This is a genomic window from Microbacterium wangyouchuni (assembly GCF_054072595.1).
In genome coordinates this window covers 193401-206461 of record NZ_JBSVRM010000001.1, presented here as the reverse complement: position 1 = coordinate 206461, position 13061 = coordinate 193401, and the positions used below count along the sequence as shown (strand labels likewise).

The following is a 13061-nucleotide window of genomic DNA, read 5'->3' as shown; positions in this document are numbered from 1 at the left end:
TGCACCCGCCGCGCCGGGGTGTTGCCCCGCCGCGTTGGGAGGAAAACGCAGCGTTGGGCGGAGCTTCAGCCGCAAATTCTCCGCCCATGCGTGCGTTCTCCGCCTATGCGTGTGGCCGCGTTCCGCTCTGGCCGAAGGCGCAAGAGCATCGGGATGCTGATGCTCAGGTCAGCGGGCCAGATGGAGACGCTGGGCAACGGCCGCCATGATCAGTGCCTGAACCCGCGGCCAGTGATCCATGAGTTGCGCGTAGCTCACCCTGATCACGTGATACCCGTGCAGCTTCAGGAGTGCGTCATGCGCGATGTCGCTGGTGCGCTGCGCGCCGACATGGTGACCGCCGTCGATCTGCACCACGAGCCTGTCACCGATGAGGAAATCTACCGGATGCCCGAGCAGCCAGGCTTGCGGCACGATCTGCAGCTTCAGCCAACGCAACCGTGTGAAGAAGATGGTCTCGGTCCCCGCATCCGCGAAGGGCCGTGCCTCGGCGAGCAGACGGCGCGCGACCGGAGGCAGCGGGGTGCGATTGAGAAGGGCATGGTCGAGCTTGCCCTTCTTCAGCGCCGACTCCCATACCGACAGCGCCGACTCATGCGGTTGGCATCGCGCCACGAGGACGAGCGCATTCTCGATCGAGTCTTCGCACGAGTCGGGATCCCGCGGGAACAACGGCTCGTTCCAGTGGATGACGCCGCGCTCCACCTTCGCATGACCCGAGTTCGCCGGCGCCGCAACGTGCGGGTCAGAGGCATCGAGCACCCACAGCCCTCTTCTCGCGGCGAGCGTGACGCAGCTGAGCACCACACCTCGTCGCGCAGCAGTCACCAGCATCGGGTCGGCCGAGGCCAACGCCACCCAGCCCCGGCACACCGAAAGTATCCAGCCCTGTTCGCGCGCTCTGCGCAGTGCATATGTGCTGACGCCGGCTCGGCGCAGGGTGTCCACGCGCGCCACGCCACCGCGGTCTTGAAGCTCGAGGATCGGATCCATCGCTCGATCATGACGCTGCCAACACCCCAGCACATCCGGAGATCGCACGTTCGGTGGAGAAACACGTCGGCCGCGGAAGTGTGCAGAAGGACTTGCGACAGCGATGCCATCATCATCGCCATCAGCATCCGCACGCTCGGGAGGAGAACGCAGCGTTGGGCGGAGCCCCAGCCGCGGATTCTCCGCCCAACGCTGCGAACTCCGCCCAACGCTGCGGGCCCAACTCCACTCCGCCCAACGCTGCGGGCCCAAGTACGCCCCGGGCACACAAAGGGCCCAAGCACACCCCCGGCACGCTGCGGACCCAAGTACGCCCCGGGCACGCAAAAGGGGCGAGGTTCCGAAGAACCTCGCCCCTAGAAAGCGATGCTTACCAGCTCGACTTGGTGATACCGGGCAGCTCGCCACGGTGTGCCATGTCGCGGAAGCGCACACGCGAGATGCCGAACTTCGTCAGCATTCCGCGGGGGCGTCCGTCGATGGCGTCACGCGAACGCACGCGCACCGGCGAAGCGTTGCGCGGAAGCTTCTGCAGACCGATACGTGCGGCCTCGCGGGCCTCGTCGGTTGCATTCGGGTCGACCAGGGTCTTCTTCAGCTCGAGGCGACGCTCTGCGTAACGCTCGACAATGACCTTGCGCTGCTCGTTACGAGCGATCTTGCTCTTCTTCGCCATGTTTAGCGCTCCTCGCGGAAATCGACGTGCTTGCGGACGACCGGGTCGTACTTCTTCAGCACGAGGCGGTCGGGGGTGTTACGACGGTTCTTCTTGGTCACGTAGGTGTAACCAGTGCCTGCCGTCGAACGCAGCTTGATGATCGGACGAACGTCCTGAGACTTCTTAGCCATTAGAGCTTGACACCCTTCGCCTGGAGGTCCTTGACGACGTTCTCGATGCCACGCACGTCGATCACCTTGATACCCTTGGCGGACACGTTCAGGGTGATCTTACGGCCGAGCGAGGCCACGAAATAGGTCTTCTTCTGCACGTTCGGGTCGAAGCGACGCTTCGTCCGGCGGTGCGAGTGCGAGATGTTGTGACCGAAGCCGGGAACAGCTCCTGTCACCTGGCACACTGCTGCCATGTGAATTACTCCTTCATTACCGTGAGGCCGGACGGCCTCACCCAAGATCCCTTGTCTGCATGCCCCCGACGCTTCTGCAAAAGCTCGGCGAACGAAGGACACGCGAACTGCACACAGGAGTGTGCGCAGACAAAGAGTCAGTTTAGCATGGCCTGAGCATCCGCCGCGCCGCGTCCCCAGCGGAACGGCGAGACCGACGGGTCACCGTCGATCCAGAACCGCCAGGGGAACGCGCTCGTCCCCGCGATGCCCGCGACGCCGACGCGCGGTCCGGCAGCAATCTCGGTGACCGGATCCCCTAGCCACAACTGCGCGCGAGCACCATTGAGCGTCGCGCCGGTGATCGCGTCGATGCCGTCGTGCAGAGCGTGCCGGAGTCCGGAGACCTGCCCGAGCCGTCCGGGTCCGCGAGCGAGGTCGCGTCCGGTTCTGCCGGATCGGGATGCCGCGGCATCCGCCCCTGCAATGACTGACCCGGCGCGCAGCAGCACTCCGCCGGCGAGGCCGTCGGGTCCGCACACCACGTTGACGCACGAATGGATGCCGTGGCTGAGGTAAACGTAGAGGTGTCCGGGCTCGCCCCACATCGTGTCGTTACGGGCCGTGCGGCCCATGCGCGCATGGGAACCGGGATCGGGTGTGGGGCCGGTGCCCTGCCCGTGATAGGCCTCGACCTCGGTGATACGCAGGTGAACCTCGGCACCATCGACCACGGTCTGCAGCTGCGCGCCCAGCAGTCTCGGCGCGATATCGAGCGGGAGGCCCTCGAGATCGGCTCGTGTCGCCAGGCGCAGCGTCATGACCTCAGAATGCCGGCGCCATCTGGCACCAGGAGACGTCGAAGCCGGTCAGAACAACCAGCTCCTCGCCCGAGCGCAGATCCATCAAGTGGGTTTCCAGCGCCTTCGGCAGCGCGACACCCATGTCGTCGTACGCGTTGTCGATCAGGTTCGGCGCAACGGTCACCGCCGCATACTGCCCGCTGGGCGATGCGCACGCCTGCAGGATCGCACTGCCGGATGCCACCTCGAGAAGCGGTGTGGCGGCACCGGCCTCGTCGACGCGGATGATCGCCTGCCCGGTCGGGAGCCCCGTCTCGTCGCGCGCCACGATGTGCCGCAGCGTGCCACCGGGGAACGGAGTGATCGTGGTGGCTGCGCCATAGTCGGGATCGGATGCTGCCAGCGGCGTCTCCGAGCCATCGGCCAGGTTCAGTTCGACCGTGCTGCCGTCGATCTTCTCGACGATGGCGGTGTAGGTGCCGCGGGAGACTCCGAGCAGTCGCATTACGATGCCCAGGTTCTGCGCACCGGCATCCCCCGAGCGATCATCCAGCGAGAGCGTCCCGGCAAAGTCGATGAAGAGCACCGCAGCGGAATCCGGCACGAACTGCCACTCCGCGATACTGGCCTCGTCGTCGCCGACCGTCACGATCTGCGGTTCACTGTCTTCGCTGAGAGACTGGGTCACCAGAACGCTCGCGCGGCCGCTGTCCTCGCTGATCGTGCGGTCCGAATAGATGTAGCCGACCAGCCCGCCCCGATCAGATACCTGCACCGAACTGACATAGCCGTCTCCGGGCAGCGTCAGCTCGCGCACGTTCTTGGCCTGGCGGTTCATGATCAGGATGCGCGAACCGCCGTCGTCCTCGACCGCGACGACCAGGCCGGTCGATGTGGCCCGATAGTCGTTGATTCGCGGGTGGGAGAACACCGGGATCGCCTTCTCGCCGGTGAGGTCGGTGCGGAAGATCGTGTCGTCCTCGTCGGTGCGGTTGAGCAGGAAGATCTCGGATGCCGGCGTCGTGAAGCTCTCTGTCAGCTCAGATGCCGGGCCACCGCCGGTTCCCACGACATCGGCGACGCGGACGGTGTAGTCGGTCGCGTCGTCGAGGGGAACGGTGAATCGGATCCCGATGCTCCGGCCGGCGGCATCCACCGTGAACGGCACGGCAGGATCAACCGTGACCTGCGAGGCGTCGATTGGCTCCAGCGCCTGGTTGGCGGTGAGCACGACCCGACTGCCGGAGAGCTCGATCGCCTCGGCGGGTTCGACCTGCACTTCGGTGAGCCGTGGCCCCTGGGCGAGGCTGAGCGCACTCAGGCCGGCGACGATGACAGCGAGGACGCCGACGACGCCGAACAGCGCCAGGCGGAAGCGGCGCGTGTCGGGCCGCGTGGTCTCGCTCCGTTCGCTCGACGGCGGAGACGGCGGAGACGACGGAGACGGCGGAGGGGAATCCGGCACCGGCAGAGCCTCCGCGGGCACGCCGACGCTCTCCACGACCGGAACCTCAGCAACCGGAACCGGCGGGATCTCCGCACGCTGAGCTGCCTCGCGCGCAGCGCGTGCTTCAGCTCGAGTCTGGGGCGGCGAGGATGACTGCGGCGAATGATCCTCAGTACTCATAGGGATCCCCGGGCTCGTCGATCTCGGTGACCGAGGTCGGGATGACGCGCAACGAGCCGTCCTCGGCGGCCTTGACGGTGCCGGTGACCTCGATCCACTGCCCGGTTCCGTACTCAGCCGCATCGACACTGACCGGAACCGCGGCCGGCTGAGCGTCGATCACGCAGTGGGTGATCACCATGCGCGTCAGGTTGACAGCATCCGCGTCTTGGCTCGGCGTGACGAAGCCGGTAAGCGTGACCGTCGAGCCGTCATAGGACTCGGGGCGCGATGCGGTGGCGAACACGCTCGACCACTCGCCGATCCCGAAGGCCGTGGTGTCGGCGACTCCGAGTGTCGGCGTGTCCGCACCCGCGAACAGCGCGCCGCCCGCATCCGAGCGCGACATGGCAAGCTCCACCGACAGGGATGCCGGCGGAAGGACGAGCGCTGCGATGACGACACCGGAGGCCACGACCCCGCCGGTCACCGCGCCCACGATGCTGAGCGAGCGGCGTCGTGAAGTCGCGGGTACGTCTGGATCCGCGGCATCCATCTCGCCATGATCGTGACCGTGATCGGTTTCCATACCGAGCGGCAGCGCGCAGGACCACACGGCGCCGGCGAGCACCACCACGGCACCGGCGCAGGCGAACCAGATCGACTCGGGGCTGATGTAAAGCGTGAGCTGGCCCGCAATACCGAGACCCAGGGTCACGATAGAGATGACCACGGCAAGGCCGAGACCGAGCCAGCGCGAGCCGATGGCGCGCCATCGCGACGGCGCAGGTGAATCAGCCAAAGACGTTCACCCCGATTCCGATCGCGAAGGAACAGGCAAGCACCACCGCGACGACTCCGGCGAGCGTCCGGGCGGTGAAAGTGGTGCGCAACAGCGCCAGCATCTTCACGTCGACGAGCGGTCCGACCAGCAGGAACGCGATCAGCGCGCCAGACGAGAACGTCGAGGCGAACGACAGCGCGAAGAAGGCATCGACGTTCGAGCAGATCGCAACCGTCATCGCCAATGCCATCATCGCGAGGATCGACAGCACCGGGTTCGATCCGATCGACAGCAGAACATCTCGCGGAATCAGCACCTGCACCGCTCCGGCGAGCGCCGAGCCGATCACCAGCGCGGGCATGACCGCACGCAGTTCGACGAGGAACTGCGTGAGACTGCGCTTGGTGGGCGTGCCGTGCTCATGCGAGACGCGCTCGCAGGTGGCGGTGAACTGCTGCGTGAGCAGGGCATCCGGCGAGGGGTGGCGGCTGTAGATCCAGCCGATGAGGTTGGCGATGAGGTAGCCGCCGACGAGGCGCGCGACGAGGATGCCGCCGTCCCAACCGAACGCGGCGTGCGTGGTGATGATGACGATCGGGTTGACGATGGGCGCCGCGATCAGGAAGGTCATCGCTTCGGCAGGCGCGAGTCCGCGCATCATCAGGCCACGGGCGAAGGGCACGTTTCCGCACTCGCACACCGGGATCAGCATCCCGAGCAGCGAGAGCACCGCACGCCGTGCCCAGCCCTGGCGAGGCAGCCAGCGCTGAATGGCATCGGGCGGCAGCCACACCTGCACGACGATCGAGAGGACGACGCCGAGCACGATGAACGGCAGCGCCTCGATGAGGACGCTCAACGCCAGCGTGAGTCCGTCCTGGGCACGTGTGGGCAGGGAATCCTGGAACAGGGCCGGGGCGAAGCGGTCGATCAGGAACAGCGCGGCGATGATGATGGCGCCGATGCCGACACCCATCCATGGCGAGCGCGGTGTCCGCCGCCGCGGCAACCCGGTCGCTCCGCTCCCTGAGCCTGGTTTTCCGCTCCCTGAGCCTGGCGAAGGGCGCTTTCCGGCGAGCGTGCTCACGCAGCCCCCGCCGCGCGCTGCTTGGTGCAGGGGGTGCACAACCCGAAGATGTCGACGACGTGCTCGGCTTCGCTGAAGCCGTGCAGGGATGCCGTGCGCTTGGCCCAGGCCTCGACGTCCTTCGCTTCGATCTCGACCGTCAACCCGCACGACCGGCAGATCAGGTGGTGGTGGTGCCCTTCGGTCGAGCAGGCACGGTAGAGAGCTTCGCCCTCAGGGCTCTGCAGCGAGTCGGCGTCTCCGGATGCCGCAAGCCCAGACAGAGCACGGTAAACGGTGGCCAGACCGATGCCGGTGTTCTCTCCGCGAAGCGTGGCGAACAGGCTCTGCGCGCTCACAAAACCGCGCGCATCCGCGAGTGCTTCGCGCACTCGTTCACGCTGCCAGGTGTTTCGCTGAGCCATGTCTCGAGTCTAGGCCGCGGTTTATGGCGTGCGGCTGAGAGCGGAACTACGCATGAGCATGCCTCCGCACGCGCTCGCGCTGGCGATGCACGACCCAGCACACCGCGTAGATCAGGAACGAAACGGTGGTGATGTACGGGCTCACCGGCAGCGTGCCGGCCAAGGCGAGAAGAATTCCGCCGACGGCCGAGATGAACCCGAACAGCGCGGCCAGCAGCGGCACCGCCAGAGGACCGACGCTGATGCGCATCGCCGCAGCGGCGGGGGTGACCAACAGCGCCATCACCAGCAGCGCACCGATGATGTGCACGGCGACGGCGACGATGAGCCCGAGCAGCACCATGAACGCCAGGCTCAGCGCCCGGGTCGGGATGCCCCGCGCGGCGGCGGCGACACCGTCCAGCGAGTCGAACCGCAGTGGGTTCCACATCAACAGCAGGCTCACCAGGACGAACGCGCTGATGCCGATCAGCCAGCCGAGATCGGGGCTCGACACCGACACGATCTGCCCGGTGAGCAGGCCGAATCGGTTGGCGCTGCGTCCGTCGTAGAGCGAGAGGAACAGGATGCCCAGGCCCAAGCCGAACGGCATGAGCACTCCGACGATCGAGTTGCGATCACGGGCTCTGGCGCCGAGGATGCCGATCAGGATCGCCGCCACGAGGGCACCGCCGAGGGAACCGGCCACGACGCTACCGCCGAACAGCAGGGCACCGGCGGCACCTGCGAACGACAGCTCGCTCACGCCGTGCACCGCGAACGCGAGGTCGCGCTGCATGACGAAGACGCCGATCAACCCGCCCACGATGCCGAGCACCGCACCGGCGATGATCGAGTTGGACAGCAGCGCGACGAGCGCGCCGTAATCCTGGAAGGAGAAGACATCGCTCCAGTCGAGCAGGGGCGCGGTGATCATGCGTTCTCTCCAGCGTCGATGTCGCCGTGATCGTGATGCGGCTCGGCATCCGGGACTCCGACAACGACAAGACGGTCGCCAGCGCGGAGCACGAAGACCGGGGTGCCGTACAGATCGGTCAGCACCCTGCTCTGCAGCACCTCGTCGGGCGTGCCGAGCACGAAGCGTCCGCCCGCGATGTAGAGGATGCGGTCGACGCGGCCCAGGATCGGGTTGACGTCGTGCGTGACGAACAGCACGGCGGCTGCGCGATCGTGCCGGTGCCGGTCGATGATCTCCGTGACGCCGAGCTGGTTCGCGAGATCAAGATTCGACAGGGGCTCGTCGCACAGGAGGAGAGCGGGTTCATCGGCGAGGGCCTGGGCGACTCGCAGCCGTTGCTGCTCTCCACCGGAGAGCAAGCCGACCGGACGCTCGGCGTAGTGCGCGGCGCCGACGCCTGCGAGCAGGGCATCCACGCGCTCTCGATCGCCGCGGCGCGGAACCGGAAGACCGAACCGCGTTCCGCTGACACCGAGTGCGACCACGTCGCGGGCACGCATGCTGGTGTCCGGTGGCAGCGGCCGCTGCTGCGGGATATATCCGATGCGCGGGTTGCCTCGTCGCACGGGAGCGCCCGCTACCGTGATGTTGCCTTCGCTGAGCGACTGCAGCCCGAGGATCGCCCGCAGGAGGGTCGTCTTGCCGGAGCCGGAGGGTCCGAGCACGGCGATGAACTCCCCCGGCGCCACGCTCAGGTCGAGACCGGACCACAGCTCGCGGTTGCCGCGATGAAGGGCGGCGCCGCGGATCTCGAGTATCGGAGCTCGCTCAGTGTCGCCCGTACTCACGACCGCAATGCGTCGGCGAGGTTCTGGATCGCATCTTGCATCCACTCAGCGTACGACGATCCATCCTCGAGGAGCTCCGTGAAAGCCACCACGGGGATGCCGGCAGCCTCGGCCGCGTCTTCGACACGCTGGGTCTCGCTGCCTCCGGTCTGCGCGTTCGTCAGGACGACGTGCACATCCCCGCTGTCGATCACGTCGAGCGCGGCGAGCAGTGCCGCAGGGGCCACGTCGTTGCCCTCTTCCACCGCCTCGGCGAAGCCCTCCGGAGTCACATTCGTGAGCCCAGCAGCGGCGGCGATGTAGCCGGGCAGCGGTTCGGTGATGAAGACGGACGCTCCAGTGAACTCGGCACCGAGCGTCTCGAGTTCTGCTTCGAATCCCTCCAGCTCCTCGATGATCGCGTCAGACGCGGCCGTGAACTCGGCAGCGCCGTCGGGGTCGAGCTCGCTCAGCTCCACGGCGATGGCTTCCACCACGTGGATCATGGTGTGCGGATCGAACCAGACATGCTCATTGAAACCCTCGATGTGGCCGTGGCCCGCGTGGTCGTCATGATCGCCGTGGTCGTCGTGTTCATCTTCGTCCGCGTGCTCTTCGCCCTCGTGGCCGTGTTCTTCGTCCGCGTGGTCCTCATGGCCCTCATTACCCGGGTAGCCGTGTGCGGACCCGACCGCCATGAGCACATGCACGTCGGAATCGCCGATCAACGCATCGATGAAGGAGTCATAGCCGCCACCGTTCTCGATGACGAGGTCAGCATCCTGCACAGTGAGGCGATCGCGAGCGGAGGCCTCATAGGAGTGCGGATCCTGCGCAGCGGAGGTGATGAGCGAGGACACCTCGACCCGCTCACCGCCGATCTGCTCGGCCAGTGCGCCGTAGACATTGGTCGTGGCGACGACGCGGACAACGGAGTCATCCGCGCTCTCTGCGGCGGGAGCGGACGAACATCCAGCCAAGACGAGGGCGGATGCTGCCAGGAATGCGGTGGCGAGGTAGGGCTTGTGCATTCGTCCACTGTACACGCTAATGATAACCATTCTCACCATGGTCGCTGGGCGAGCACGGGTGAAGAATCGGGTGAGCACAGGGATGAACTTTCCTAGCGGTCATGGCAACTTACGGGATTGCTCGCAATGCTGACTATGCGAGCAGATGATCGCCCAACGATTCCTCGAATCGTCGTTGAAAATGCAACGAGAGAGCAACTGGAATGACTAAAGAAGCTGTTACCCCCAAGCCCGCATTCACTGGCATCCGTACGGCACTGGGTGTGGGCGGCGTCCTCGCCCTCATCGTTGGCGTTCTGATCCTGGTCTGGCCCGGCAGGACGGCGATCGTCGTCGCCGCGATCATCGCGATCTACGCACTTGTTGCCGGCCTGGTGTACGCATGCCTCGGCGTGTTCAGCAAGGGCCTGGGCGCGTGGTCGAGGGTCGGCCATATCGTCCTGGGCGTGGTGTTCGTCATAGCGGGCATCGTGGCCTTCGCGAATCTTTCGCAGACGACCGTTGCACTGGCCGTCTTGCTCGGAGTGATGGTCGGCGTCATGTGGATCGTGGAGGGCGTCGTCGCGCTGTCCGCACTCGGCGGCTCCGCTTCCAAGGCGTGGTCGATCGTCTTCGCAATCATCAGCATCCTCGCCGGAATCATGCTGATGTTCTCCCCGATGTGGGGCGCAGCCGTGCTGTGGTGGATCCTCGGCATCTCGCTCTGTGTCCTGGGAATCATGAACATCGTGCGTGCATTCACATTCGGGAAGCAGGGCTGAACCATGACCGAATCCCCGATCGAGGGCCTGTACAACTTCCGTGACACCGCCGGTCTGCCTCTCCGAGGCGGTGGCGCAACGCCCCCTGGCGTGCTGTTGCGCTCGGATGCTCTCGCGTCACTGACGCCGAAGGGGCTGGAGGCTCTCGCTGCGACCACCGTCGGCGTGATCGTCGATCTTCGTACGCAGGCAGAGCGCACTGTCGCCCCCGACCGCATCCCCGACTCGCGCCCGATCACTGTCGTGGAGCTGCCGATTCTCCAGGGTGCGATGGCAGATATGGCGATGCAGCTGGGCGACGGCTCTTCCTCAGCGAAGACGCCGCCAGCGCATTTTGACGTTCCCACCCTGGGGGATCTCTATACGCAGATGCTTGCCGGCAGCGCGGACGCATTCGTGCAGATCGCTCGCCTGATTGCCGCAGAGAAGGGGTCATCTGCGAGCGCTGTGCTGGTGCATTGCACAGCAGGCAAAGACCGCACCGGTCTCTCGACTGCCCTCATGCTCGAGGCCGGAGGCGTCGAGCGCGCGGCAGTGATCGATGATTATGCCGCTTCCCAGAACAACCTCGCGGGGGCCTGGGCCGATGGAATGATCCACGCAGTCTCGAGCTACGGCGTTGAAATCACTCCCGCTCTTCGCTTGCTGATCACCGGCACCCCGCCGCAAGCGATCGAACAGGCTCTCGCCTGGGTGGATGATCACCATGGCGATGCTGCTGGATATCTCCGCTCGGCCGGCCTCACTGCCGACGAGCTTTCACTGCTCCGTGCCCGCTTCGCGGCGTAGGTGAACCGGTTTGCGTGATCTCGCATTGCGCGTTGACCACGCAGAAGCCGCCGCTCGCGCTGATGAGATCTCGTCATCCATCAGCGCGAGCGGCCCCGAGCCGGAAGGCTCTACCGTTTGCGGCGCGCGACCGGCCTCGATCGCATCCGCCAGTTCCCGCAGCGCAGCCTGAGCACGTTCCGTGGCTTGCCGATCGACGGTGGTCGAGGAAGCGATCTGCGTCGTCGCTGCCGCGGTGATCGCATCCGTGACCCGCTCCAAAGCGGCGATCTCCAGCATCCACGCGGACGCCGCATCGGCAATTCTGGGTTCGGACAGGGATCGAGCCACCAACGTGCGCATGTCCGCGATCTGGCGGTAGAGCGCGCGGCGAGCTGCGGCCACACGCTGCGCATCGCTGTCAGTCACCTGATCCTCCAGTGCGATTCCCGCATACTGCGCGATGGATCGAGCCAGCCCGGCGACGTTCTTCGCCAGGTTGCGGGGCGCCCGCCACGTCGCCGGCCACGGCAGATACCCGATCAGCAAGACAATCGCACACCCCAGCACCGTGTCCATCAGTCGTGAACTGACAAGCCCCGCACTTGCTCCGGCATGAAGCTCCACCAGCAGCACTGCCAGCGACGTCATGATCGCAGAGAACAGTCCGAAGTTTCGCGGCATCGCGATCGGAATCAGCGCTGCCAGCGGCAGAATCACGAGGATCTGCCAGCCTCCGTGCGGAACCAGAGAAATCGTCAGCGCGGCGATGGCAACACCGATCATCGTGCCGAACCCACGCTGGACTGCCCGTGCGAAGATCGACCCGAAGTCTGGTTTCATCGCCTGCGCGACCGCGAGCATGACCAGATAGGGGCGATCCAGATGCAGCGCGATGGACACTCCCTGCGCAATCGCCATGCACAGAACGAGCCGACCAGCGAAGCGCCACGTCTCCGCTCCGGCTGACAGCGGCCTTTCCACCCGGTGCAGCAGATCAGCGAATGTCTGCCTCGCAGGAAGATCAGGGGCGACGAGCTGCTCTGTACGTCCCGATCCGGCGGCAGAGAATTGAGCGACGGCTCGGTCCACGCGTTCGAGGGCCGTGCGGAGGGCGACGACCTCGGCACCCGCCGAGCGCGCCACTGGAAGCTCCGGAAGTGGGTGGCGTGCATCAGCGATCCACGCGGCGACCCCGCGCAGATAGGTAATCGTCTCCTTCGGCGCGACCACCTGTTTCGCTGCCACGGCGATCGCCGCATCGACCGCGGGAGCCGAGGCGTTGAGGATGGTGACCAGTTCCTGCCAGCGGATGTCTCGTTCGGTGATGTTCGTTCGCGATGCAACCAGCGTGTCGTATGCATCGTCGAGGGCGTTCGTCAGCTTCAGCCCTGCCGTGCTGGCTGCCGCCTCCGACTGTGCCGCCAGCTGGGCGGCCAGTGCCGTGTACACCTGCGCAATGGCTCGTCGCTCAGGAGAAAGCCTCACTCCGATAAGCGCGGCCGACACTGCCGTCAGACACAGCCGCCACAGCCCGCCTGCGAGGAAGATCAACGGCGCCTGCCACGCGGGATCAAGGCCGAAATCTGCGTTGGCGGCGGTGACCGCATAGACCAGAAAGTACAGTCCCGCTTTGGAGGCTACCGGGCCGATTGCTCCAGACAGTGCGGAGATGAGCGTGGCAAGGATCACTGCCACGAGGGTAAAGACGGAATGACCGTAAACCAGGACACCGAGTGCGAAGCCGATGGATGCCGCGGCCGTCACCAGCGTGATTCGTCGTACTCGTTCGGCGCCGGCGGCGCCGGTATCCATCACCGATCCCACCAGCGCGCCCATGGACGCTAAAGCTCCGGCCCCGATGACTGTCGCATCCCGCGGATCGATCAGCAGGCTGAGTCCGACGGGCACGGTGACACCGACAGCCGCGAGCCCAACGCGCTCCCACTGGATCCGCGCCGGAGTGACGCGCACCAGCGCACGGACCCACGGGCTGTGCCGTGCCTCAGCAGTCAATGCCGACCTGGCGCGTTTC

General features: G+C 66.1%; 15 protein-coding genes. 2 read left to right on the top strand and 13 right to left on the bottom strand.

The window, feature by feature from the left end:
- Positions 1-168 precede the first annotated feature (168 nt).
- The 12 genes from ACW5CM_RS01045 to ACW5CM_RS00990 form a co-directional block, all read right to left on the bottom strand.
- Positions 169-993 (bottom strand): type IV toxin-antitoxin system AbiEi family antitoxin domain-containing protein, encoded by an 825-nt coding sequence (locus tag ACW5CM_RS01045; protein WP_457123856.1) that lies wholly within the window; start codon positions 991-993, stop codon positions 169-171.
- A 370-nt stretch (positions 994-1363) separates the two neighbouring features.
- On the bottom strand, positions 1364-1669 hold the full coding sequence (gene rpsN, locus ACW5CM_RS01040; RefSeq protein WP_438253804.1) for a 30S ribosomal protein S14: 306 nt from the start codon (positions 1667-1669) through the stop codon (positions 1364-1366).
- Positions 1670-1671: 2 nt separating this feature from the next.
- Positions 1672-1842 carry a 50S ribosomal protein L33 gene (gene rpmG, locus ACW5CM_RS01035; RefSeq protein ID WP_438253803.1) on the bottom strand — a complete coding sequence of 57 codons (171 nt, stop codon included), beginning with the start codon at positions 1840-1842 and terminating at the stop codon, positions 1672-1674.
- Positions 1842-2078 carry a 50S ribosomal protein L28 gene (gene rpmB / locus ACW5CM_RS01030; RefSeq protein WP_438253802.1) on the bottom strand — a complete coding sequence of 79 codons (237 nt, stop codon included), beginning with the start codon at positions 2076-2078 and terminating at the stop codon, positions 1842-1844. Before rpmB ends, rpmG begins: the two co-directional genes overlap by 1 nt.
- A 137-nt stretch (positions 2079-2215) precedes the next feature.
- Positions 2216-2878 (bottom strand): DNA-3-methyladenine glycosylase, encoded by a 663-nt coding sequence (locus ACW5CM_RS01025; protein WP_457123855.1) that lies wholly within the window; start codon positions 2876-2878, stop codon positions 2216-2218.
- 4 nt (positions 2879-2882) lie between these two features.
- Positions 2883-4487, bottom strand: a complete 1605-nt coding sequence (locus ACW5CM_RS01020) for an Ig-like domain-containing domain (RefSeq protein WP_457123854.1) — start codon at positions 4485-4487, stop codon at positions 2883-2885.
- Positions 4477-5268 (bottom strand): TIGR03943 family putative permease subunit, encoded by a 792-nt coding sequence (locus ACW5CM_RS01015; RefSeq protein WP_457123853.1) that lies wholly within the window; start codon positions 5266-5268, stop codon positions 4477-4479. Before ACW5CM_RS01015 ends, ACW5CM_RS01020 begins: the two co-directional genes overlap by 11 nt.
- Positions 5261-6226, bottom strand: a complete 966-nt coding sequence (locus tag ACW5CM_RS01010; protein ID WP_457123852.1) for a permease — start codon at positions 6224-6226, stop codon at positions 5261-5263. The genes ACW5CM_RS01015 and ACW5CM_RS01010 overlap by 8 nt, the downstream gene beginning before the upstream one ends.
- A gap of 107 nt (positions 6227-6333) precedes the next feature.
- Positions 6334-6741, bottom strand: coding sequence for a Fur family transcriptional regulator (locus ACW5CM_RS01005; protein ID WP_438253797.1), 408 nt, complete (start codon positions 6739-6741; stop codon positions 6334-6336).
- Between the two features lie 46 nt (positions 6742-6787).
- Complete coding sequence (locus tag ACW5CM_RS01000; protein WP_457123851.1) at positions 6788-7657, bottom strand: metal ABC transporter permease; 870 nt, start codon at positions 7655-7657, stop codon at positions 6788-6790.
- Complete coding sequence (locus ACW5CM_RS00995) at positions 7654-8487, bottom strand: metal ABC transporter ATP-binding protein (protein WP_438253795.1); 834 nt, start codon at positions 8485-8487, stop codon at positions 7654-7656. Before ACW5CM_RS00995 ends, ACW5CM_RS01000 begins: the two co-directional genes overlap by 4 nt.
- Positions 8484-9497: a metal ABC transporter substrate-binding protein gene (locus tag ACW5CM_RS00990; protein ID WP_457123850.1), complete on the bottom strand. Its 1014-nt coding sequence runs from the start codon at positions 9495-9497 to the stop codon at positions 8484-8486. Before ACW5CM_RS00990 ends, ACW5CM_RS00995 begins: the two co-directional genes overlap by 4 nt.
- 203 nt (positions 9498-9700) lie before the next feature.
- Here ACW5CM_RS00990 and ACW5CM_RS00985 point away from each other — a divergent pair, with 203 nt between their 5' ends.
- Together ACW5CM_RS00985 and ACW5CM_RS00980 are read left to right on the top strand one after the other, a co-directional pair.
- Complete coding sequence (locus ACW5CM_RS00985) at positions 9701-10258, top strand: HdeD family acid-resistance protein (RefSeq protein ID WP_457123849.1); 558 nt, start codon at positions 9701-9703, stop codon at positions 10256-10258.
- A gap of 3 nt (positions 10259-10261) precedes the next feature.
- Positions 10262-11047 carry a tyrosine-protein phosphatase gene (locus tag ACW5CM_RS00980; RefSeq protein ID WP_457123848.1) on the top strand — a complete coding sequence of 262 codons (786 nt, stop codon included), beginning with the start codon at positions 10262-10264 and terminating at the stop codon, positions 11045-11047.
- Here ACW5CM_RS00980 and ACW5CM_RS00975 read toward each other — a convergent pair.
- On the bottom strand, positions 11018-13042 hold the full coding sequence (locus ACW5CM_RS00975) for an FUSC family protein (RefSeq protein ID WP_457123847.1): 2025 nt from the start codon (positions 13040-13042) through the stop codon (positions 11018-11020). The two genes, ACW5CM_RS00980 and ACW5CM_RS00975, sit on opposite strands and share 30 nt — an antisense overlap.
- Between the last annotated feature and the right edge of the window lie 19 nt (positions 13043-13061).

What these genes read in the sequence shown, in the direction of transcription:
- ACW5CM_RS01045 (WP_457123856.1), bottom strand. Translation starts at nt 993, where the DNA reads ATGGATCCGATCCTCGAGCTTCAAGACCGCGGTGGCGTGGCGCGCGTG.
- rpsN (WP_438253804.1), bottom strand. Translation starts at nt 1,669, where the DNA reads ATGGCGAAGAAGAGCAAGATCGCTCGTAACGAGCAGCGCAAGGTCATT.
- rpmG (WP_438253803.1), bottom strand. Translation starts at nt 1,842, where the DNA reads ATGGCTAAGAAGTCTCAGGACGTTCGTCCGATCATCAAGCTGCGTTCG.
- rpmB (WP_438253802.1), bottom strand. Translation starts at nt 2,078, where the DNA reads ATGGCAGCAGTGTGCCAGGTGACAGGAGCTGTTCCCGGCTTCGGTCAC.
- ACW5CM_RS01025 (WP_457123855.1), bottom strand. Translation starts at nt 2,878, where the DNA reads ATGACGCTGCGCCTGGCGACACGAGCCGATCTCGAGGGCCTCCCGCTC.
- ACW5CM_RS01020 (WP_457123854.1), bottom strand. Translation starts at nt 4,487, where the DNA reads ATGAGTACTGAGGATCATTCGCCGCAGTCATCCTCGCCGCCCCAGACT.
- ACW5CM_RS01010 (WP_457123852.1), bottom strand. Translation starts at nt 6,226, where the DNA reads ATGGGTGTCGGCATCGGCGCCATCATCATCGCCGCGCTGTTCCTGATC.
- ACW5CM_RS01005 (WP_438253797.1), bottom strand. Translation starts at nt 6,741, where the DNA reads ATGGCTCAGCGAAACACCTGGCAGCGTGAACGAGTGCGCGAAGCACTC.
- ACW5CM_RS01000 (WP_457123851.1), bottom strand. Translation starts at nt 7,657, where the DNA reads ATGATCACCGCGCCCCTGCTCGACTGGAGCGATGTCTTCTCCTTCCAG.
- ACW5CM_RS00990 (WP_457123850.1), bottom strand. Translation starts at nt 9,497, where the DNA reads ATGCACAAGCCCTACCTCGCCACCGCATTCCTGGCAGCATCCGCCCTC.
- ACW5CM_RS00985 (WP_457123849.1), top strand. Translation starts at nt 9,701, where the DNA reads ATGACTAAAGAAGCTGTTACCCCCAAGCCCGCATTCACTGGCATCCGT.
- ACW5CM_RS00980 (WP_457123848.1), top strand. Translation starts at nt 10,262, where the DNA reads ATGACCGAATCCCCGATCGAGGGCCTGTACAACTTCCGTGACACCGCC.